The 20,879-nt window shown below is 39.4% G+C and carries 15 protein-coding genes, 8 tRNA genes and 1 pseudogene; 11 read left to right on the plus strand and 13 right to left on the minus strand.

Translation table 11 applies throughout. The annotated features are described in order from the left end of the window. Window positions 1-153 precede the first annotated feature (153 nt). Window positions 154-1,209: an ACR3 family arsenite efflux transporter gene (gene arsB / locus C9J51_RS12215; RefSeq protein ID WP_045039642.1), complete on the minus strand. Its 1,056-nt coding sequence runs from the start codon at window positions 1,207-1,209 to the stop codon at window positions 154-156. Window positions 1,210-1,317: 108 nt separating this feature from the next. Next, a complete protein-coding gene (locus tag C9J51_RS12220) occupies window positions 1,318-1,659 on the minus strand; it encodes an ArsR/SmtB family transcription factor (protein WP_045039643.1) in 342 nt (113 codons plus the stop codon). 100 nt (window positions 1,660-1,759) lie between these two features. On the opposite strand from C9J51_RS12220, the pseudogene C9J51_RS12225 reads away from it, so the two are divergent. Together C9J51_RS12225 and C9J51_RS12230 are read left to right on the plus strand one after the other, a co-directional pair. Then, a pseudogene (locus C9J51_RS12225) lies at window positions 1,760-1,855 on the plus strand (cold-shock protein); the annotation flags it as partial. A gap of 339 nt (window positions 1,856-2,194) precedes the next feature. After that, a complete protein-coding gene (locus tag C9J51_RS12230) occupies window positions 2,195-3,415 on the plus strand; it encodes a metallophosphoesterase (RefSeq protein WP_045039644.1) in 1,221 nt (406 codons plus the stop codon). 235 nt (window positions 3,416-3,650) lie between these two features. Here the strand turns inward: C9J51_RS12230 and C9J51_RS12235 are convergent. From C9J51_RS12235 to C9J51_RS12270, 8 genes are all read right to left on the minus strand, one after another. Next, a tRNA-Leu gene (locus tag C9J51_RS12235) sits at window positions 3,651-3,735 on the minus strand. A gap of 20 nt (window positions 3,736-3,755) precedes the next feature. Beyond that, window positions 3,756-3,829, minus strand: a tRNA-Cys gene (locus tag C9J51_RS12240). 52 nt (window positions 3,830-3,881) lie between these two features. Next, a tRNA-Leu gene (locus C9J51_RS12245) sits at window positions 3,882-3,968 on the minus strand. A 64-nt stretch (window positions 3,969-4,032) separates the two neighbouring features. Then, window positions 4,033-4,108, minus strand: a tRNA-Gly gene (locus tag C9J51_RS12250). 19 nt (window positions 4,109-4,127) lie between these two features. Beyond that, window positions 4,128-4,201, minus strand: a tRNA-Cys gene (locus C9J51_RS12255). Between the two features lie 52 nt (window positions 4,202-4,253). Further along, window positions 4,254-4,340, minus strand: a tRNA-Leu gene (locus C9J51_RS12260). A gap of 64 nt (window positions 4,341-4,404) precedes the next feature. Beyond that, a tRNA-Gly gene (locus C9J51_RS12265) sits at window positions 4,405-4,480 on the minus strand. Between the two features lie 16 nt (window positions 4,481-4,496). After that, window positions 4,497-4,570: transfer RNA gene (locus C9J51_RS12270), tRNA-Cys, on the minus strand. 491 nt (window positions 4,571-5,061) lie between these two features. On the opposite strand from C9J51_RS12270, the gene nirB reads away from it, so the two are divergent. The 4 genes from nirB to cobA all read left to right on the plus strand — a co-directional run bounded on the left by nirB (window position 5,062) and on the right by cobA (window position 9,741). Continuing rightward, the gene (gene nirB, locus C9J51_RS12275; RefSeq protein ID WP_107238039.1) at window positions 5,062-7,629 is read left to right on the plus strand and encodes a nitrite reductase large subunit NirB; all 2,568 of its coding nucleotides are present in this window, start codon (window positions 5,062-5,064) and stop codon (window positions 7,627-7,629) included. Further along, window positions 7,626-7,952, plus strand: coding sequence for a nitrite reductase small subunit NirD (nirD, locus tag C9J51_RS12280; RefSeq protein ID WP_045038444.1), 327 nt, complete (start codon window positions 7,626-7,628; stop codon window positions 7,950-7,952). Before nirB ends, nirD begins: the two co-directional genes overlap by 4 nt. Before the next feature lie 113 nt (window positions 7,953-8,065). After that, window positions 8,066-8,866, plus strand: a complete 801-nt coding sequence (gene nirC, locus C9J51_RS12285) for a nitrite transporter NirC (RefSeq protein WP_045040820.1) — start codon at window positions 8,066-8,068, stop codon at window positions 8,864-8,866. Between the two features lie 50 nt (window positions 8,867-8,916). Beyond that, window positions 8,917-9,741 carry a uroporphyrinogen-III C-methyltransferase gene (gene cobA, locus C9J51_RS12290; protein WP_045040819.1) on the plus strand — a complete coding sequence of 275 codons (825 nt, stop codon included), beginning with the start codon at window positions 8,917-8,919 and terminating at the stop codon, window positions 9,739-9,741. A 101-nt stretch (window positions 9,742-9,842) separates the two neighbouring features. Here the strand turns inward: cobA and pgsA are convergent, their stop codons facing one another. From pgsA to uvrY, 3 genes are all read right to left on the minus strand, one after another. Next, a complete protein-coding gene (pgsA, locus tag C9J51_RS12295) occupies window positions 9,843-10,400 on the minus strand; it encodes a CDP-diacylglycerol--glycerol-3-phosphate 3-phosphatidyltransferase (RefSeq protein ID WP_045038447.1) in 558 nt (185 codons plus the stop codon). Between the two features lie 133 nt (window positions 10,401-10,533). Further along, complete coding sequence (uvrC, locus tag C9J51_RS12300; RefSeq protein ID WP_107238037.1) at window positions 10,534-12,384, minus strand: excinuclease ABC subunit UvrC; 1,851 nt, start codon at window positions 12,382-12,384, stop codon at window positions 10,534-10,536. After that, a complete protein-coding gene (gene uvrY / locus C9J51_RS12305) occupies window positions 12,384-13,028 on the minus strand; it encodes a UvrY/SirA/GacA family response regulator transcription factor (RefSeq protein WP_045038441.1) in 645 nt (214 codons plus the stop codon). Before uvrY ends, uvrC begins: the two co-directional genes overlap by 1 nt. Window positions 13,029-13,684: 656 nt before the next feature. On the opposite strand from uvrY, the gene C9J51_RS12310 reads away from it, so the two are divergent. From C9J51_RS12310 to C9J51_RS12330, 5 genes are all read left to right on the plus strand, one after another. After that, entirely contained in the window at window positions 13,685-14,236 is a 552-nt protein-coding gene (locus tag C9J51_RS12310) for an ECF-type riboflavin transporter substrate-binding protein (protein ID WP_107250502.1), read from the plus strand. A 2-nt stretch (window positions 14,237-14,238) separates the two neighbouring features. Next, the gene (locus C9J51_RS12315; protein ID WP_107275158.1) at window positions 14,239-15,933 is read left to right on the plus strand and encodes an ABC transporter ATP-binding protein; all 1,695 of its coding nucleotides are present in this window, start codon (window positions 14,239-14,241) and stop codon (window positions 15,931-15,933) included. A 2-nt stretch (window positions 15,934-15,935) separates the two neighbouring features. Beyond that, window positions 15,936-16,778, plus strand: coding sequence for an energy-coupling factor transporter transmembrane component T family protein (locus C9J51_RS12320; protein WP_045040818.1), 843 nt, complete (start codon window positions 15,936-15,938; stop codon window positions 16,776-16,778). 374 nt (window positions 16,779-17,152) lie between these two features. After that, the gene (locus tag C9J51_RS12325) at window positions 17,153-18,112 is read left to right on the plus strand and encodes a TAXI family TRAP transporter solute-binding subunit (protein WP_045040817.1); all 960 of its coding nucleotides are present in this window, start codon (window positions 17,153-17,155) and stop codon (window positions 18,110-18,112) included. A gap of 129 nt (window positions 18,113-18,241) precedes the next feature. Continuing rightward, entirely contained in the window at window positions 18,242-20,845 is a 2,604-nt protein-coding gene (locus tag C9J51_RS12330; RefSeq protein ID WP_045040816.1) for a TRAP transporter permease, read from the plus strand. Window positions 20,846-20,879 lie beyond the last annotated feature (34 nt).

A 20,879-nucleotide genomic window follows, 5' to 3' on the forward strand; every position in this document is an offset into this window, starting at 1 on the left:
CTTGCAATCCTAATGTTTAGTATGAATAAATTTATCAAGTAGATAATGGTTATACTGGATTACATATTATCTGCAATACAAATTATAAAATCCATCAATAAACACCCTGATTATTCTCAATTTATTATTTTAATATCCACATTAATTTAAAAGTTACGGATAATATTTTTGTTTCATTCTAAGCGCGACATTTACCAAAGCAATTAACACTGGCACTTCAACTAAAGGACCAATTACCCCTGCAAATGCTTGATCTGAACTCAATCCAAACACTGAGATAGACACTGCAATCGCTAATTCAAAATTGTTGCCTGTGGCTGTAAAAGCAATAGAGGCATTCTTGTCATAAGGAAGACCCATTTTCTTACCAACAAAGAAGCTAATAAAAAACATTAGAACAAAGTAAATAACCAGTGGCACAGCAACACGGAAAACATCCATAGGTAAGGCTAAAATCATATCGCCTTTAAGGCTAAACATCAGCACAATAGTGGCTAGTAGCGCAATTAACGTAATAGGTGAAATACGAGGAATAAACACCTCGTTGTACCATTGATCTCCTTTTTTAGCGACCAACCATTTACGACTAATAAAACCCGCAAGGAAAGGAATACCAAGATAAATAAGAACACTCTCTGCAATATCTATAATAGATATATTAATAGCAAAACCCTGATAACCAAATAATGGTGGTAATACCGTAATAAACAACCACGCCATAACACTGTAAGTCAGAATTTGAAATGCGCTGTTTAATGCAACCAATGTAGCGCCATATTCTTTATTTCCACCACCAATATCATTCCAGACTAATACCATCGCAATACAACGAGCTAAGCCGATAAGAATAATCCCCACCATGTAACCGGGATGATCACCAAGGAAGGTTAATGCTAAAACAAACATTAAAATAGGACCAACAATCCAATTCATGACCAAAGATAACGTAAGGGCTTGTTTATCTTTGGTTACTTTTCCCATTAATCCATAATTTACTTTTGCAAGAGGAGGATACATCATTAAAATCAAACCAATCGCCAACGGAACATTGGTTGTTCCAACCGACATCGCTTGATTCCACTGAGACACTTCAGGAAAAATAGCGCCGATCCCCACCCCAATGATCATTGCAGCAAAAATCCATACCGTTAAGTAACGATCAAGAAACTGCATTTTATTATTTGGGCTATTTAAAACCTTTGTTGTCATAGTAACCTTCCAATTTTTATTATTTACAACAACCAATCGTCAATCGTCGAATAACGATTAATGGTTATGAAAAAATACAATCTTGTCTATAAAGTACTTAATAAAATATTAAGACAAGAAATCTGAAAATTTAGCGTTAAATGTATTTAGTGCTTCACGGTTAATTCGGTAACACACTTTAGGTGGATTTGGTTCAGCTTTAATAAAATTAGCTTGTTTTAGTATCCGTAAATGCTCGGAAACCGTTGATTGCGCTAACCCCAACTCAGACACTAGATCACTGTTTAAGCAACTATCTATAGCATCTAAGGTATGGAGAATGTGGAGAATACGCAAACGCGCAGGATGTGATAATGCTTTAGCTTGCGCTGCTAATGTTTGTTCATCTTTAAGTTGTTGCGCTGTGGCTGTAAAGGAAACATCACAAAAACTCGAGCATTTATTATTCATCTGTTCACACCTAACCGTTAATCGTCGATTAACGATATAACAGATTTACTGATGATGCAACAATCACTTTATTAAACAATAAAATTTACTTTCACTATTTGAAGGCTTCAAGATATTAACTGAAAGCCAGAAAGTGTCTTTTGAAGTAGAACAAGGCCAAAAAGGTCTACAAGCTGCAAACGTTGTCGCTATCTAATTTATCCCCGTTGATAAATAATAAAAATGCCGGCTATGACCAGCATTTTTTATACCTGCGATTTACCTCTACGTTTGTTCATTACTAATTGCAATGATCTACATAAACCAGAATATATCTTTCAAAGTAAAACTGTTTTTACTGATAAACCTATATAAAAGCAGACTCCCAGCCATATATTTAGCTAAAATACTAAGAGGTTTGTATTTTTGTAATACCGACCAAAAACTAAGAATACTGTATTAAGATAATACTTATTTTATATATCTTACTTAAATCCAGTTTTGAAAGTTATAGCGTATTTAATGCTATTTATCATCACTGTATAGGATTAGTTCATTGAATTTTGTTTTAGATAATATCGGCACAGTAACGTTATTTTTATTACTGTTTACTTTTGTTGTTAGTTGGTTATTTCGCTCTAAAGAGTTTGCTATCATTAGAGGCGTTATTTTAACTGTTTATAGTTTAGTTTTTGTTACTTTATTTGACACTTTGGTTAGTTTCATCCCCCCTTTGATTATATTACTTTTATATAGTTTGGTATTTATAGACACCTTGCTTCTTATTCGACCAAAGATGCAACCTCTTTGGGTTCGAGTTTTGATAAATTGGCCTGGGCAATGGTTTTTAGGTGCTACGATAATCGCCTTCCCTTGGGCAATATGGGTACTATTGTTTAAGAGTGCTGATTTTTTGTATATCCCTTATATACTTGGCTTAATCGGTATATTACAAAATTTCCGTATCACTGAAGAATGTATTTTTATCGATTTGAATGATAACGAACAGCCATCACAACTGAGCCGCTTAAAATTAGCGCCACCAAATTCAAATAATAACGACACACTGCAAATTATCCAGTTAACCGATCCGCATTTAGGCCCATATATGTCTGTTGCCCGACTTCAGCATATTTGTAAAAACGCAGTCGATAAACAACCGGATCTTATTTTATTAACGGGCGACTTTTTGACCATGGAGTCAAAAGGATCAGTACAAACACTTTCACAATCACTCCAACCATTAAAGGAGTATAGCAGCAAGGTGTTTGCTTGTATGGGCAACCATGATTACGAAGCGCCTGAAATAGTAAAGGTAGCCTTAGCTAACAATAATATTACTTTGTTGATAGATGAAGCCCAGATAGTACAAACTCGACTTGGCCCAGTTGAAGTTATTGGCTTTGATTCTCACTCTAAAGATAGAAAACTTAAACTCAGTAACGCAATCAAAAGCTTACCTAATGAAAAGAATATCATCGCAAGTATTGCTATGCTTCATGATCCAACTCACCTTTCAGATCTGCCTCTAGCGAGCCACCCTACAGATTTATTCTTAAGTGGTCATACACATGGTGGTCTTATGGGATTAGTCAGTTTAGGATTAAAAACGACAGTAATCAGTCTATTTTCAAAATCGCCAGATCATGGCTTGTGGGGAATTGATAATACCAAGTTATATGTACATCGAGGTACTGGGCATTATGGCTTTCCTTTTCGATTAGGCGTACCAACTGAGCATAGTGTTATCAAAGTTAGATTAAAGAAATCAAAATAATATTAACAGTAATAGTACAGTGATAATTTAGGCTTCGATTCACTGTGCTACTACTGTTATTAACAATACCACCATCAAATAAATTGTTCGCGTAAATATCAGCAGGAACAGCCGCTTTACTAAGGGGTTTTAACAGAATAGGACAGGAAGTTGACCAGAAAAAGACAGCGCTACGTTTTTGATTAGGCTAGAAACAACAAAGCCCCAGCGTGAGCTGAGGCTTTATCATTTGAATTGGTGCCCGAGGTCGGACTTGAACCGACACTCCCGAAGGAAACGGATTTTGAATCCGTCGTGTATACCAATTTCACCACTCGGGCTTTTATTCTCATAAAGAGAATGGAGGCGCGTCCCGGAGTCGAACCGAGGTACACGGATTTGCAATCCGCTGCATAGCCACTCTGCCAACGCGCCAACGTTACTAGGTTTCCCTAGCCTGCTGTTAATTACTTAACAACCTAATAGATGGTGCCCCGGGCCGGACTTGAACCGGCACAGCGCGAACGCCGAGGGATTTTAAATCCCTTGTGTCTACCAATTCCACCACCAGGGCACGCAATTTCTTGCGATGGGTAAGACACCATCTGTAAATACCGCCTAAGCCGTATTTTTTAATTTGGAGCGACACATCGGGTTCGAACCGATGACCTCAACCTTGGCAAGGTTGCGCTCTACCAACTGAGCTAGTGTCGCATTTTATTCTCAAAGAGAATGGAGGCGCGTCCCGGAGTCGAACCGAGGTACACGGATTTGCAATCCGCTGCATAGCCACTCTGCCAACGCGCCAACGTTACTAGGTTTCCCTAGCCTGCTGTTAATTACTTAACAACCTAATAGATGGTGCCCCGGGCCGGACTTGAACCGGCACAGCGCGAACGCCGAGGGATTTTAAATCCCTTGTGTCTACCAATTCCACCACCAGGGCACGCAATTTCTTGCGATGGGTAAGACACCATCTGTAAATACCGCCTAAGCCGTATTTTTTAATTTGGAGCGACACATCGGGTTCGAACCGATGACCTCAACCTTGGCAAGGTTGCGCTCTACCAGCTGAGCTAGTGTCGCATATTCTCAAAGAGAATGGAGGCGCGTCCCGGAGTCGAACCGAGGTACGCGGATTTGCAATCCGATGCATAGCCACTCTGCCAACGCGCCATCTCGTAAAGAAGTCATTCTTCACTCACCTTAGCAAGTCTCCCCGCTGCGGTATGTGGTGTAATTTACTGATTTTACGGACTGAGTCAACGAAAAATTATGACTTTTTATTTAAGTGGTCATTTTCCGTTACATCAACCTAAAAATCAGCCCATTTCTGATCAAAATCCAGCCACCTTGAAATCATAAGGTTTACTTTGAATTTGATCTTCTCATTAATCAGTAACATTCTTAACTGCCTTTACATATCCTCTATATCAACATTTCGTTTTATTACGATTAAATTTATACGTCCCCTTTCACTCATTCTTTTATTATCCTCTACTCTATTGTTACATACCCATATATAAGAGTTATTTTTTGCCTCTAATGATTTGATTTTTAAGCATACCCCTTTAGGGTTATTTAAAGTTCCATTTGATTTGCATCATATCCATTCGGTTTAACTCTCAATAAGCTTGTCGTAATTCACGATGTTGTTAAGAGGATTTATGAGCAAAGTCAAAATAGCGATTATTGGTAACGGTATGGTTGGCCATCGCTATATCGAAGAACTAGTCGATAAAGCTGACATGAATAACTATGATGTTACAGTCTTTTGTGAAGAACCACGTGTTGCTTATGATAGAGTTCACCTCTCATCTTATTTCTCTCATCACACCGCAGAAGAATTATCTCTCGTTAAACAAGGTTTTTATCAAAAACACGGTATTAACGTCTTCTTAGGTGAACGTGCGATTACTATTAACCGAGATCAAAAACTCATTTATTCTAGTAGCGGCCGTGAAGTTCATTACGATAAGTTAATTATGGCAACAGGATCATATCCTTGGGTGCCATCAATTAAAGGTAATGATTCAAAAGATTGTTTTGTTTATCGTACTATTGAAGATCTAAAAGCGATTGAAGCAACGGCTAAATACAGTAAAAGTGGTGTTGTCGTTGGTGGCGGATTACTTGGATTAGAAGCCGCTGGTGCACTAAAAGCATTAGGTGTGGATACTCATGTTATTGAGTTTGCCCCTGTACTGATGGCTGAACAATTGGATCCCCATGGTGGTGCGCAACTACGAAAAAAAATCGAACAACTCGGTGTTGTAGTTCATACAGGTAAAAATACTCAAGAAATTATTGCTAAAGGTGAACATGCTCGCAATACATTAGCATTTGCTGATGGCACATCTCTCGAAGTCGACTTCATCGTATTCTCTACAGGTATTCGCCCTCAAGATAAACTTGCTCACCATTGCAATTTAGCGCTAGGTAATCGTGGCGGTATTGCGATTAATAATTTCTGTCAAACATCTGATGATGATATTTATGCCATTGGTGAGTGTGCGTCATGGAATAACATGTTCTTTGGCCTCGTTGCTCCTGGTTATAAAATGGCGCAAATTGCTGTCGGTCACTTACTGGGTGAGTCGCATGCTTTTGAAGGTGCTGACATGAGCGCCAAATTAAAATTATTAGGCGTAAAAGTTGGCAGTATTGGTGATGCGAATGGTCGTACTCCCAACAGTAAAAGCTATGTTTACCTTAACGAACAGCAAGATGTTTATAAACGTATTATTGTTTCAGAAGACGGAAAGCAGCTTTTAGGTGCCGTGTTGGTCGGTGATACCGCTGATTATGGTAATTTATTACAGCTTAAATTGAACAATATTGAATTACCTGAAAATCCTGACTCTCTAATTCTTCCAGCTCATGCGGGTGCAGAAAAACCTGCAATGGGCGCTGATTCATTACCTGATAGTGCTGTCATTTGTTCATGTTTTGATGTTACTAAAGGTAAAATTGCGGCAGCTGTCGCTGATGGTTATACAACGCTAGGTGAGATTAAAGCAGTAACAAAAGCAGGTACAGGCTGTGGCGGTTGCTTACCATTAATAACCCAAGTTCTTAATGCTGAACTTGCGAAAGCCGGCGTTGAAGTTAAAAATCACCTTTGTGAGCACTTTGAATATTCTCGCCAAGAACTCTTACACCTTATTCGTATAGAAGAAATTACGTCATTTGAGGCGTTACTGGCTAAATATGGTAAAGGTTACGGCTGTGAAATATGCAAACCTGCTGTTGGCTCAATCCTAGCCTCATGCTGGAATGAATACGCACTCACACCTCAAAATACACCACTCCAAGACACCAATGATATTTTCCTTGGCAACATGCAAAAAGATGGCACCTATTCTGTCATTCCACGTATGGCTGGCGGTGAAGTGACACCAGCGGGATTATTAGCATTAGCCCAAGTTGCAAGTGACTATAAACTTTACACCAAGGTAACTGGCGCACAGCGTATTGGTTTATTTGGTGCTCATAAAGACGATTTACCACAAATTTGGCAACGTCTGATTGATGCCGGATTTGAAACAGGTCAAGCCTATGCCAAAGCACTCCGCATGGCAAAAACATGTGTTGGTAGCACTTGGTGTCGTTTTGGCGTGCAAGACAGTGTCGGTTTAGGCGTCCAGCTTGAGAACCGTTATAAAGGTATTCGTACTCCTCATAAGATGAAGTTCGGCGTGTCTGGTTGTACTCGTGAATGTGCTGAAGCTCAAGGTAAAGATTTAGGTATTATTGCTACAGATGCGGGTTGGAATATGTATGTTGGCGGTAATGGCGGTATGAAACCACGTCATGCCGACTTATTTGCGGCAGATCTTGATACTGCAACCTTAATTAAATATATCGATCGCTACTTGATGTTCTATATCCGTACTGCCGACAAGCTACAACGTACCTCAACATGGTTAACAAGCTTAGACGGTGGCGTTGATTACCTTAAAGACGTCATCATCAATGATAAATTAGGCCTAAACCAACAGCTTGAAGCTGACGCAGAACGATTGATTGCAACTTATCATTGTGAATGGCAAGCCACACTCAGCAATGAGCAACAATTAAAGCGCTTTGCACACTTCATTAATAGTTCTAAGCATGATGACAACGTTGTTTTTGTTCCTACACGCGAACAGCATCGTCCAGCAACTGTTGATGAAAAAGCAATGAGTCATGAACAAGATACAACCTTTATTATTTCATTGGAGGAAAAAGCATGAGTCAGTGGATTTCTGTCTGCAATCTTGATGATTTAATTCCCGGCACCGGTGTTTGCGCATTAGTTGGCGATCAACAAGTGGCGATTTTCCGTCCCGATAATAGTGAGCAACTATTTGCCCTCAATAATAAAGACCCTTTTGCGCAATCAAATGTCCTCTCTCGTGGGATTATTTGCCAACATCAGGATCAACTATGGATCGCAAGTCCATTAAAGAAACAACGCTTTTCATTAGTTGATGGTCATTGTTTAGAACAACCTGATATTAAAATCACGTGTTATCAGATTCAAGTTCACCAAGGTCAAGTACAGGTTCGCTTGTAATTAAAGCAGTAATGAGTTTGGCATATATTGCCAAACTCTTTTTGCCATAAGTTAATGTAAACACTTCCTTATTAGCTTATGACAAACAGTTTTAATTTCTACAGGGAAAATATATGTACGCTGATACAATCAAAAAATGCTCCGCCAATGCGGCCCGTATTGTTAAATTTGCACAAAACGAGAAACTAGGCTTTTGGATAAGCTCTGCCATGGCTGGCGCTTACGTTGGTTTGGCCATTATTTTAATTTTTACTCTCGGTAATATGGTTGATCCCAGTATTAGACCCCTCGTTATGGGTGCTACATTTGGTATCGCTTTAGTCTTGGTGATTATTGCAGGATCTGAACTTTACACTGGACACACTATGTTTTTAACTTTTGGTGTAAAAACAGGTCAAATCACCGTCACAGACATGCTAAAGGTACTGCCTCAAACATGGATGGGTAACCTCTTAGGATCTGTAGGCGTAGCATTACTTTTCTTCTATGCTGGCGGTGGTCATCTGTTAAATGACGGCAATAGCTTATTAAACAATGTCGCGATGGCAAAAACGGCCGCACCCGCTTCAGTGTTAGTATTTAAAGGTATTCTTTGTAATTGGCTTGTTTGTTTAGCTATTTGGATGTGTCAGCGGGTTGAAGGCTCTGCGAAATTTATTGCTATTTGGTGGTGTTTATTAGCCTTTATTGCTTCAGGTTACGAGCACTCAATTGCCAATATGACAATCTTTGCTCTATCTTGGTTTGGCGTTCATAAAGAAGCATTTACGCTTGCAGGAATTGGTCATAACTTACTATGGGTAACTATTGGTAATACTATTTCTGGGGTGGTATTTATGGGCCTTGGCTATTGGTTTACTACACCAAAAACACAACGTCCAATAATTAAAGCAACCGCTGATACTCAAGCATAGCAATCAATATAATTATACCGACCATAATGACACAGCCTTGGAGTAAACTTATGCACCCATCAGACACTTTATATGCGTTATCTACCCCATCAAAGATCGGTAAAGTGATCCTTGTTGGTGCAGGTCCTGGTGATCCTGACTTACTGACAGTCAAAGCACTGCGTTTAATTCAACAAGCTGATGTCATTATTTATGATCGCTTAGTCTCAACAGAGATCGTTGCACTTTTCCCTCCACGCTGCCAAGCCGTTTTTGTGGGAAAAGAAGCGGGCAATCATTGTGTACCTCAGCAACAAATTAATCATCTATTAGTTAAACATGCCTTAGCGGGTAAACAAGTCGTACGCTTAAAAGGTGGTGATCCGTTTATTTTTGGTCGTGGCGGTGAAGAATTAGAAGCATTACTGCCTTTTAATATTCCTTTTGAAGTTGTTCCCGGCATCACTGCTGCATCTGGATGTGCTGCATATGCAGGTATTCCATTGACCCATCGTGATTATGCACAAAGTGTCCAATTTATTACCGGACATTTAAAACAAGGCCAAGATCAAATTGACTGGTTATCACTTGCTCGCGCAAAACATACACTCGTGTTTTATATGGGACTCAATCAGAGTAGTGTTATTCGCCATAAATTGAGTGCTTATGGAATGCCGCTGACAACACCAATCGCAATCATCGAGCGAGGCACAACGATCCACCAACGCGTGTTAACAGGTGATCTTGCCCAAATAGAGACACTCGCCCAACAAGCAGAGAGTCCTGCGTTAATTATTATCGGTAGCGTCACCCAATTATCACAACAGCTAAATTGGTTTAATCAACAACCAGATTTAATTACTAAACGAGAACAAGATATACAATGCTATGGTTAATCAATATACATTGACCAAATAAGCAGTAACAAAAAAACAGTAACAAAAAAGCGAGCTAATAAGCTCGCTTTTTTATTTGCTGGCCAATACTTAGGACATATTTAGTGATTGTCTGCGTTTAACAAATCACCTTTTGCCGCTTTAAGATACTGTACCATTGACCAATAAGTTAGCACCATTGCAATATAAAGCGATGCATAACCTAACCATACAACGTATTGGTGCGGATGCCACAGTAATAATAACAATGCGAACATTTGTGATGCGGTTTTTACTTTACCAACCCATGAAACGGCTACACTTGCTCGTTTACCAAGTTCTGCCATCCACTCACGTAACGCTGAAATAATAATTTCACGACCAATCATCGTAATCGCAGGCACTGTCACCCAAAGGGTATGGTAATGTTCAACCACCAACACCATTGCGGTTACAACCATTAGTTTATCGGCAACGGGATCAATAAAGGCACCGAAACGGGTTGTTTGATTAAGCTTACGCGCAAGATAACCATCAAACCAATCGGTAACACCTGCCACCCAAAAGATTAACGCAGTAGCAAACGCCGACCATTCATAAGGTAAATAAAAGGTAATAACAAAAAATGGAATAAGAATGAGCCGGATGAAACTTAAAATATTTGGGATTGATAAACGCATAATTTTATTCTTATGTTCAAGATCTGGGTCTAACATACAATCTAGACTACTCTAAAAAAAGTAAAAGAGTGTGCCTTTTATGTAAATTTAACCAATAAAGTACTGTAGCAATGATGACCTTCAAAGCGACAGACTAACCATGTTGCAATGCATCGACTATTTTTTCCGCTAAAGCTAAACTGATACCAGGTACTTTAGCTATTTCTTCTTTATTCGCTTTTTTCAGTTCTTGCATTCCACCCATGTATTTTAATAAAGCCTGACGTCGTTTAGGTCCAACTCCTTCGACATCTTCAAGAGTACTCTGTTTTCTTACTTTTGCTCGCTGGGCACGGTGACCACTGATCGCATGATTATGACTTTCATCACGAATATGCTGGATTAAATGTAACGCGGGAGAATCACTTGGCATAGACATTTCTTCACCTGTGACGAAAATTAGCGTCTCTAACCCAGGTTTTCGCGTCGTTCCCTTTGCTACACCCACTAACATGGGACGTTTCGGCCAATCAGCTATATAAGGTTTTACAACATCATACGCTCTTGACAGCTGACCTCTACCCCCATCAATGAAAATTATGTCTGGAATTTTATCTAATTCCATATTCTTACTATATCTACGTTCTAATACTTGTGCCATCGCAGCATAGTCATCCCCCCCCGTTATACCCGTAATATTATAACGACGATATTCTTGCTTAAACGGCCCTTCTTGATTAAAAACGACACAAGATGCCACGGTTTTTTCACCCATGGTATGACTAATATCAAAACATTCCATTCGAGAGATAGGTTTTAAGTTTAACGCTTGTTGCAGTGCAAAAAAACGCTCTTGAATCGTCATTCGATGATTTAATTTACTGGTTAACGCGGTTTCTGCATTTGTTTGTGCTAATTGTAGGTATTTTGCTCGTGTTCCACGTGGATGATATTTAATCGTGATTTTACGACCAGCAAGTTCAGACAGAACGGTTAAAATAGCGTCATTGTCCTCACCCAATTCTTCACTTAATAAAATAAGACTCGGTATGACGCGTCCTTCAGCCTGATTAAAATAAAACTGAGTGACAAAACTTGATAGCACCTCGGTTAACGATGCATCAACCGGCATTTTAGGAAAATAACTGCGACTACCTAAAATCTTACCCTGACGAATATACAACCCATGAATACACGCCATACCGTTTTGATGTGCAATACCAATAACGTCTAAATCATCGTGGTTATCTTGACTAACAAATTGCTGTTCTTGAATACGACGTAACGCTTGAATCTGATCGCGGTAAACAGCGGCACGTTCAAAATCAAGTGTCATACTTGCCTGCTCCATTTTTTCCACCATGGTATTGATCACTTGTCGATCTTTACCTTGAAGAAATAAACGCACCCATTGCACTTGCTGTTGATAATCATCATCAGAAACCAGTCCAGTGACACAAGGGCCTGAACAACGTCCAATTTGATACATTAAACAAGGACGACTGCGATTAGCGTAAACAGAATCTTCGCATTGACGAATAGGAAATATTTTTTGCATTAAATGTAAACTGTCACGGACAGCAGAAACATCAGGATAGGGACCAAAATATTCACCTTTACGGCGTTTAACGCCACGATGAATAGATAATCGAGGATGTTTACTGGCACTTAACAAAATATAAGGATAAGACTTATCGTCACGCAACAAGACATTATATTTAGGTAAATACTGTTTAATATAATTGTGTTCGAGGATCAATGCTTCAGTTTCAGTGTGTGTAACTGTCACATCAACTTTGCAAATATTTTTAACTAACGCGCGCGTCTTTTCACCCGCAACATTGGTTCGAAAATAACTGGATAAACGCTTTTTGAGATCTTTCGCCTTACCAACGTATATTACCTCACCACTGGCGTCATACATACGGTAGACGCCAGGTTGGTGAGTGACCGTTTTGAGAAAGCTTTGCGCATCAAAAACGGAATCATCACCATGCTTAGACACTATAGCGTCTCAGTATCAAGCATGCCGTGACGAATCGCTAGATGTGTTAACTCAACATCACCACTAATATTTAACTTATTAAATAAACGATAACGGTAACTATTTACGGTTTTAGGGCTTAAACTTAATTGTTCTGATATATCCGTTACTTTTTGTCCTTTGGTGATCATCATCATGATCTGTAATTCACGCTCAGACAGCTCTTTAAATGGGTTTTCTGAATCTGGCGCAAACTGACTTAAAGCCATTTGTTGAGCAATTTCAGATGAAATATATCGTTGTCCACTATGAACCATACGAATAGCATTCACCATTTCATCCGGCCCAGCACCTTTGGTTAAATAACCAGAAGCACCAGCCTGCATAACTTTGGTTGGAAATGGATTTTCAGTATGTACGGTTAATACAATAATTTTAACATCGGGGTTGAAGCGCAAAATTTTACGGGTAGCTTCAAGACCACCGATACCTGGCATATTCATATCCATAAGAATAATGTCAGCATGATTGCTGCGACACCACTTTACGGCTTCCTCACCACTGACGGCAACCCCTACCACTTTAATACCACGGACATCTTCAAGAAGACGTCGGATCCCTGTGCGAACCAGTTCGTGATCATCTACAAGGAATACATTAATCAAGCTGTATCTCCAATATGATTTGGCTCTGCACCCTGCCACAATGGCGGGACAGCTAACTCACTAATACTTATAATTCTACCTTAACTTAATCATGAACCTCATACTGATTCTGTGTATCAGCGCAAAGTTTCACATGAAGTTAAGACTTGACAGTTTACGGTTATCTATTTTTTACGCGCTGTAAAATAATGACCGTTGTTCGATTATTGTCTATTTTATAATAAAAATAAAGCCCCAAAAAATACCTATCTCTATATGTGTGCTATACAACGATAAAAAACAGCCAAATCAGTAGGATATAACATTTTATTAACCTTATTTTGATAATAATACGTTACGACTGTTTAATCCTTAGCCGTCTAGATGTAAAGCGTTCCTTTCCGTAAGAGATTACGTTATCATAGCGCCGCTTTTGGTTTCACATTCTATATATACTACGTTTTCACATTAAAAAGACTTAAACCGCTCTTGCTTAATAATGGATTATTAATGCTGAGTTGCCATAAATGATAGTGACTACTATCACGGTACTCTGCTGATTGGCATAGTCTATCTAATCTGTAACACGACAATTATAACCATTAGTATCTATTATCCAATTATTGCATTGCATCGATAACGTCCCTTATCGATGACTGAGTTAACAAGGTTAAGTTATGAGTCTTTCTGCTAAAACAGTTGTTGTTATTGCAATTGGTGCAGCCTTATATGGCATCGGTGGTTTGCCTATGTTCGGTATTCCTGTCTTTGCTAACACCACTTTAAAACCAGCCATGGCAGTATTAGCCTTATTTGCGGTTCTTTTTGGTCCTCTTGTCGGTTTTCTTGTTGGCATTATTGGTCACTGGGTAACAGACCTATTTGCCGGTTGGGGAGTATGGTTTACATGGGAACTTGGCTCAGGCATTGTTGGTTTGATTATTGGACTCTACCCTATTCTTACTCGTGGCCGTTTAGATATGGGACTTTTTTCTAAACTTGATTTTAGCCTATTTGTGGCACTTGCATTTGTCGCCAATGTCGTGGGCTATGGCTGCTCCGCCTTTCTTGATGCGGTCCTCTATGCAGAACCATTTACCAAAGTATTAGTGCAATTAGTGATTATTGCATTAAGTAATACCGTCATTATTGCCCTTGTTGGCCATTTAATCCTGACATCGGTCGCTAAGCGTAAGCAGCAAAGCTTCAACTTAAAAGAGGCTTATTAATAATGAGTATCGTCTTTAATAACTTTTCGTTCAAATATTGGGCGCTTGAAAAGCCAACGCTTAAAAATATTAACCTGACAATTAACAAAGGCGAAAAAATTGCGCTTATTGGTCCAAGTGGTTGTGGAAAATCAACATTAGGACAATGCCTAAACGGACTAATACCACATGCTATTAAAGGTGATTGTAGCGGCGAGTTATATATTAATGGTAAGAATACCCGCACATTAGATCTTGATCACTGTACCAGTATGGTCGGTACGGTACTCCAAGACACCGATGGTCAGTTTGTGGGATTAAGTGTAGGCGAAGATATTGCTTTTGCACTTGAAAACCAAATGATTCCGCAACAACAAATGCGTGAAATCGTACAAGCAACCGCCGATATGGTCGATTTAAACAGTATTTTAGATCACTCTCCTTTTGAACTAAGCGGCGGTCAAAAACAACGTGTCTCTATGGCGGGTGTCATGGTGGATGACGTTGATATTTTATTATTTGATGAGCCACTAGCCAGCCTTGACCCCAAAACGGGTAAAGCAGCAATTGAGATCATTGATAATCTACATAAAGATTCAAACAAAACGGTGATCATTATTGAACACCGTTTAGAAGACGTATTACACCGTCCAATTGATCGTATTATTATGATGGAGCGTGGTGAAATCATTGCAGATATGACACCGGATGATCTTTTAGCCAGCCCGTTATTACAGCAACACGGTATCCGTGAACCATTATATATTTCTGCCATAAAAGCAGCCGGATGTACGATCACAGCTGAAGATAAGCCTGCATATTTTTCAACCATTAATCTTGATAAATTCAAACCTCAAATAGAAGATTGGTTCCATCAAGTTAAACAACCTCAATTAGATCCCGTACAAGATGTGCTATTAAGCGTTAACAACCTTAGTTATTCTTATGATGGTGTTCGCAAGACGTTAGACGATGTTAGCTTTGATATTCATAAAGGCGAATTTGTTGCCATTATGGGTAAAAATGGCTCGGGTAAATCTACCATCACCCGTTTAATCATGGGCGTGTTAGAAGCCGATGACGGTATCATCACCCTTAATGGTAACGACTTAACGAACCAATCTATTTTTGAGCGTAGCCAGCACATTGGGGTGGTAATGCAAAATCCGAATCATATGATCTCACATCATATGATTTTTGATGAAGTTGCATCAGGGCTACGTAACCGTGGCATGGATGAAACACAGATTAAAATCAAAGTAGAAAAAACGCTTAAACTTTGTGGCCTAGGTCGCTATCACCACTGGCCTGTCGATGCATTAAGTTTTGGTCAGAAAAAACGCGTTACAATTGCGACAATGTTAGTGCTTGAGCCTGAATTACTGATCCTCGATGAGCCAACAGCGGGACAAGATTATCATCACTACACTGCAATGATGGCGTTTATTCAAGAACTAAATCAAAAGCTTGGGCTAACCATTGTGATTATTTCACATGACATGCACTTAGTGCTTGAATATACCCAACGCGCGATTGTCATTGCCGATAATCGCTTACTTACCGATGATAAAGTTAATCATATCTTTAGCCAACCAGCATTATTGGATCAAGCAAACTTAACCGTTACTAGCTTATATTCATTAGCTCAGGCGATGGGTATTGAGCATATTGATCAATTTATTCGCTGTTTTATCGCCCACGAAGTAAAAAATAAATAACCATGAAAAGCAAACATTTAAAATTTGGCATCAGTTATGTCAACACCAATTCTTGGCTTCATGCCTTAAACGGCATTACTAAATTTGTGCTATTTATGGCGTGGGTAACAATGGTGTTACTCACCTTTGATCTACGCGTTATCTGTGGATTAATCATCGTGGGTTTATTGCTACTTAAAGCCACTAAAATCCCTTTTGCTGTCTATAAACCGTTATTAGTCGGTACCGCGGTCGTACTATTAATGAATGCATTATTTATGTTTTTGATTGCCCCTCAACAAGGCACCGATTACATGCATTCGACCACTGTACTCGTGCACCTTTTTGGTCACTATAATATTACTCTTGAAACGGTATTTTACTTACTAACCGTCACGCTGAAATATTTTAGTATGTTCCCAATTGCGCTAGTGTTTGTTTTTACTACTCATCCAACGGAATTTTCAGCCAGTTTAAATAAATTAGGTGTCCCTTACCGTATTGCTTATGCGGTTAGTTTAACGTTACGTTATTTACCTGAAGTGATGAAAGATTTCACTAATATCATGCATGCTCAACAAGCACGTGGCGTTGATATTTCAAAAAATGCGCCAGTGATGACACGTATTCGTAACGTTGCCAAAATTCTCGGCCCACTGATTTTTTCAAGTTTAGATCGCGCTGATGTGATCTCCAATGCGATGACATTACGTGGTTTTGGTCGTAATAAAAAACGTAGTTGGTATAGCTTAAAACCAATGACAAAAAATGATGTCATTGCGCTAGTTATTATTGCTCTTGTACTTGGGCTTGGCATTCTGCATCGTTATCAATCTGCAACGTTATTTTGGTATCCTTTTCATTAAGACTGCTTCTAAAGCATAATGAAAAACCGTCATTTATTGGCGGTTTTTTCGTTTAACTCGCTGTAATTCCTCTCTTCATTACCTTCTTGTTATCCTTGTTTTTATTCCATCTCTTATTAATAATATTGCTCTATTTCTCAAATTATAAGAAAAGTAACTTTTTACTTATTGTCAGCGTATTAATTAAATCGTACTTTAAATTAACAAAAAATAAACTTAACGCTTACTAGTCAAACAACCAGTCACGTTTTTATAACTAAAAATCATTAAAAAACACAACACACAGACTAATAAATACAAAAATAACATAAATACCACAGTGATAAAGAAAACAACGATTATCACTCTGTAATAATCATTAAAAGGATTTTAAAATGAAATTACTCGCTATTATTAGCACATTAGGCGGAATACTTTGCTCAAGCTTCGCTATGGCCGCTGACACTTTTATCTCGATAGGTACGGGTGGTCAGACGGGTGTTTATTACATTGCAGGACAATCTATTTGTCGATTTGTAAACCGCACAACGGATACTCACCACATCAAATGTAATGCTCCAACCAGTGGTGGTGGTGTGGCTAACGTAAATGGTTTACGTAGCCATGAATACAACTTCGGCATTATGCAATCCGATCATCAGTTTAAAGCGCTTAACGGCTTAGCCCCTTTTCAAGATCACGGCAAAATGCCCGCTATTCGTGCGGTTTTCTCTCTACAAAGTGAAGTATTTACCATTCTTGCTCGTGAAGATTCAGGGATTAAAACCTTTGATGATTTAAAAAATAAACGCGTAAACTTAGGCAATCCCGGTTCAGGACAACGTGATACGTTTGAGCAGATTTTAACGGTTAAAAATTGGAATAGTGATATTTTCAGTCTGGTTTCTGATCTCAAACCAGCCGAACAAGCGCCTGCAATGAGTGATAATAAAATTGATGCGATGAGCTACTTTGTTGGTCACCCAAACGGCGCGATTCAAGAAGCCTCTACGACTACAGATACCCGTTTAATTGCGGTTACAGGCCATGAGATTGATGCACTATTAAAAGAAAAGAGCTATTTCACTAAAGCAATTATTCCTGGTGGTATGTACCGTGGTAACCCAAATGATACCGTTTCTATTGGTGGTAAAGCGGTGTTATCAACCAATGCCGATACTGATCCCGAAATGGTGTATCAATTAGTGAAGTCAGTCTTTACTAACATGGATCGTTTCAAACGCTTACATCCTGCTTTTGCTGAACTAAAAGAAACCGACATGATAAAAGCCGGTTTAACCGCGCCACTACATGATGGCGCTATTCGCTACTACAAAGAACGTGGCTGGATGTAAATTCCACCGCCAAGCGAGATAGTCACTTATCTCGCTTACCCTTCTTTTTTACTAATGAAAATACATAGCATGCCATTGCTTTAATAACGTTTTCTGTTTTCATTAGTGTTAACAAGTAAGTGAATACTTATGACTCAACATAATCTAATACTCGATAACCCACTTTCAACAGAAGATCTGATTGCGAAAGATGTCGGCGCGCGTTTACCGACTGGAATGATGGCAAAAGTTATTACCTTTTTAGCTATTTCATGGTCACTGTTTCAATTGTGGATCGCATCCCCACTGCCTTTTATTATTGGTCTCGGGGTTTTTAATGACACCGAAACTCGCGCTATTCACTTAGCCTTTGCGCTTATTCTTGCCTTTTTAGTCTTTCCTGCCAGACACTCTTCAGCCACAGATCGAGTGCCTTATAGTGATATTGCTTTAGGGATGATTGCGGCAGCTACCTCATTGTATTTATTTGTTATGTATAATGAATTAGCCCAGCGCCCCGGCAGTTTAACCCAATTTGATTTAGTCATTGCGTGTATTGGCTTACCGTTATTACTAGAAGCTGCCCGACGAGTCTTAGGCCCAGCTTTACCTCTTATTGCACTGGGCTTTATTGGTTATAGTTTTGCGGGCCCTTGGATGCCGGGATTACTCGCCCATCGCGGTGTACAATTTGCTTCACTTGCGAATCATCAATGGATCACCACTGAAGGCGTATTTGGAATCGCACTTGGGGTATCCACCAGCTTTGTTTTTTTGTTTGTGCTATTTGGCGCTTTACTTGAGCGTGCAGGTGCTGGGCATTATTTTATTCAATTAGCGTTTAGTTTATTAGGTCACCTTCGAGGCGGACCAGCGAAAGCTGCCGTGGTCGCATCGGGGTTAACAGGCTTAATATCTGGCTCATCAATTGCTAACGTTGTTACAACGGGCACATTTACTATTCCAATGATGCGCAAAGTCGGGTTTAGCAAGGAAAAAGCAGGCGCAATAGAAGTTGCATCTTCGGTAAACGGGCAAATTATGCCTCCTGTTATGGGCGCTGCGGCTTTTTTAATGGTCGAATATGTCGGCATTCCTTATATCGACATTATTAAGCATGCATTTTTACCTGCGGCTATTTCATACATTACTCTGCTTTATATTGTTCACTTAGAAGCCCTAAAGTTAGGAATGACCGCAATTGAACCTAAGCACCATAAACCATGGTTAGTGCGTTTAACCAGTTTTAGTTTTGGGTGTTTGTTGGTCAGTGGTTTTTCGTTAACTATCTATTATGGCTTAGGATGGATCAAACCGTTATTAGGTAATTATGCAGCTTATGCCATTGGCGGATTATTAATTGCAGTTTATCTCGGTTTACTCAAAGTAGCCGCCACTCACCCACCATTACCGGCTGATGATCCTGATGCGCCCTTGGATGAATTGCCAAAAACACGCAGCGTCTTATTAGCAGGGTTACATTTTATTTTACCTGTCGTGGTCTTAGTGTGGTGTTTAATGGTCGAGCGTTTATCTCCAGGACTATCAGCTTTTTGGGGCTCGGTAATGTTGGTTGGTATTATCATCACTCAACGTCCGCTACTAAGTTTATTACGTAAAGACGGTTATCATTATGGCAATTTCAATGACGGCAAAAATGATCTGATTGAAGCCTTAATTGCAGGCTCACGTAATATGATCGGAATAGGTATTGCCACTGCTACCGCGGGAATTATAGTCGGTGCTGTTTCTCAAACAGGTGTGGGGTTAATTCTAGCAGATTTAGTTGAAATGCTATCAATGGGCAATTTAATGCTGATGCTAATTTTATCTGCACTATTAAGCCTTATACTTGGTATGGGACTGCCAACTACCGCTAACTATATTGTGGTCTCAAGCTTATTAGCGCCCGTTATTGTAACGCTAGGTCAGCAAAATGGCTTAATTGTACCGTTAATCGCTGTACATTTGTTTGTGTTCTACTTTGGCATTATGGCCGATGTAACTCCTCCAGTTGGGTTAGCCTCATTTGCCGCTGCTGCCGTATCAAAAGGCGATCCAATAAAAACCGGTATCACAGCGTTTTATTACAGCTTACGAACCGCCGCATTACCGTTTTTATTTATCTTTAATACTGATTTATTACTGATCGATGTCACTGTAACCCATGGCATTATTATCTTTATTATTGCAACCATTGCGATGCTTATTTTTGCGATGGCAACCCAAGGCTGGTTTATTACTCGTAATCGTTGGTATGAAAATATCGCGTTATTATTGATCTCATTTACTCTATTTCGTCCCGGTTTTTGGCAAGACTTAATAGTGGATCCTTTTCAAAATATCGCGCCAACACACTTAGTAAAAACCCTTGATACTCTACCTGCTGGCAATGTTATTCGAATGCGAATGGCTGGTGAAGATGCGATTGGTAAACACCGAGAGTTTAGCGTGTTATTTACCGTTCCTAAGGGGGATACTGGCCAACAAAAACTGACAAATATTGGCATTGAAACCTATCAAAGCCAAGGCAAGACATTGATTGACATGGTAACTTTTGGCAGCCCTGCCGCTAAAGAACAATTACAATTTGATGAACAGATTCTCGACATTAGAGTCCCAGTAAAACGCTGGCGTAAAGAATGGTTTTGGCTACCTGCAATATTATTATTTGGAATAATAATTCAAAATCAGCGTCGACGTTTACTGTCAGCACCAGTAGCAAAAACACCACAAAGATCCGCCATCGTATAAACAAAAAAAGCCGATCATCTGATCGGCTTTCTAT

This window comes from Photobacterium iliopiscarium, assembly GCF_003026395.1.
GTDB classification, from domain to species: Bacteria; Pseudomonadota; Gammaproteobacteria; order Enterobacterales; family Vibrionaceae; genus Photobacterium; species Photobacterium iliopiscarium.

Coding starts and splice junctions, on each gene's coding strand:
- C9J51_RS12330 (WP_045040816.1), top strand. CDS start 18,242: ATGACTCAACATAATCTAATACTCGATAACCCACTTTCAACAGAAGAT.
- C9J51_RS12220 (WP_045039643.1), bottom strand. CDS start 1,659: ATGAATAATAAATGCTCGAGTTTTTGTGATGTTTCCTTTACAGCCACA.
- C9J51_RS12310 (WP_107250502.1), top strand. CDS start 13,685: ATGAGTCTTTCTGCTAAAACAGTTGTTGTTATTGCAATTGGTGCAGCC.
- C9J51_RS12320 (WP_045040818.1), top strand. CDS start 15,936: ATGAAAAGCAAACATTTAAAATTTGGCATCAGTTATGTCAACACCAAT.
- arsB (WP_045039642.1), bottom strand. CDS start 1,209: ATGACAACAAAGGTTTTAAATAGCCCAAATAATAAAATGCAGTTTCTT.
- pgsA (WP_045038447.1), bottom strand. CDS start 10,400: ATGCGTTTATCAATCCCAAATATTTTAAGTTTCATCCGGCTCATTCTT.
- nirC (WP_045040820.1), top strand. CDS start 8,066: ATGTACGCTGATACAATCAAAAAATGCTCCGCCAATGCGGCCCGTATT.
- nirB (WP_107238039.1), top strand. CDS start 5,062: ATGAGCAAAGTCAAAATAGCGATTATTGGTAACGGTATGGTTGGCCAT.
- cobA (WP_045040819.1), top strand. CDS start 8,917: ATGCACCCATCAGACACTTTATATGCGTTATCTACCCCATCAAAGATC.
- C9J51_RS12325 (WP_045040817.1), top strand. CDS start 17,153: ATGAAATTACTCGCTATTATTAGCACATTAGGCGGAATACTTTGCTCA.
- nirD (WP_045038444.1), top strand. CDS start 7,626: ATGAGTCAGTGGATTTCTGTCTGCAATCTTGATGATTTAATTCCCGGC.
- C9J51_RS12315 (WP_107275158.1), top strand. CDS start 14,239: ATGAGTATCGTCTTTAATAACTTTTCGTTCAAATATTGGGCGCTTGAA.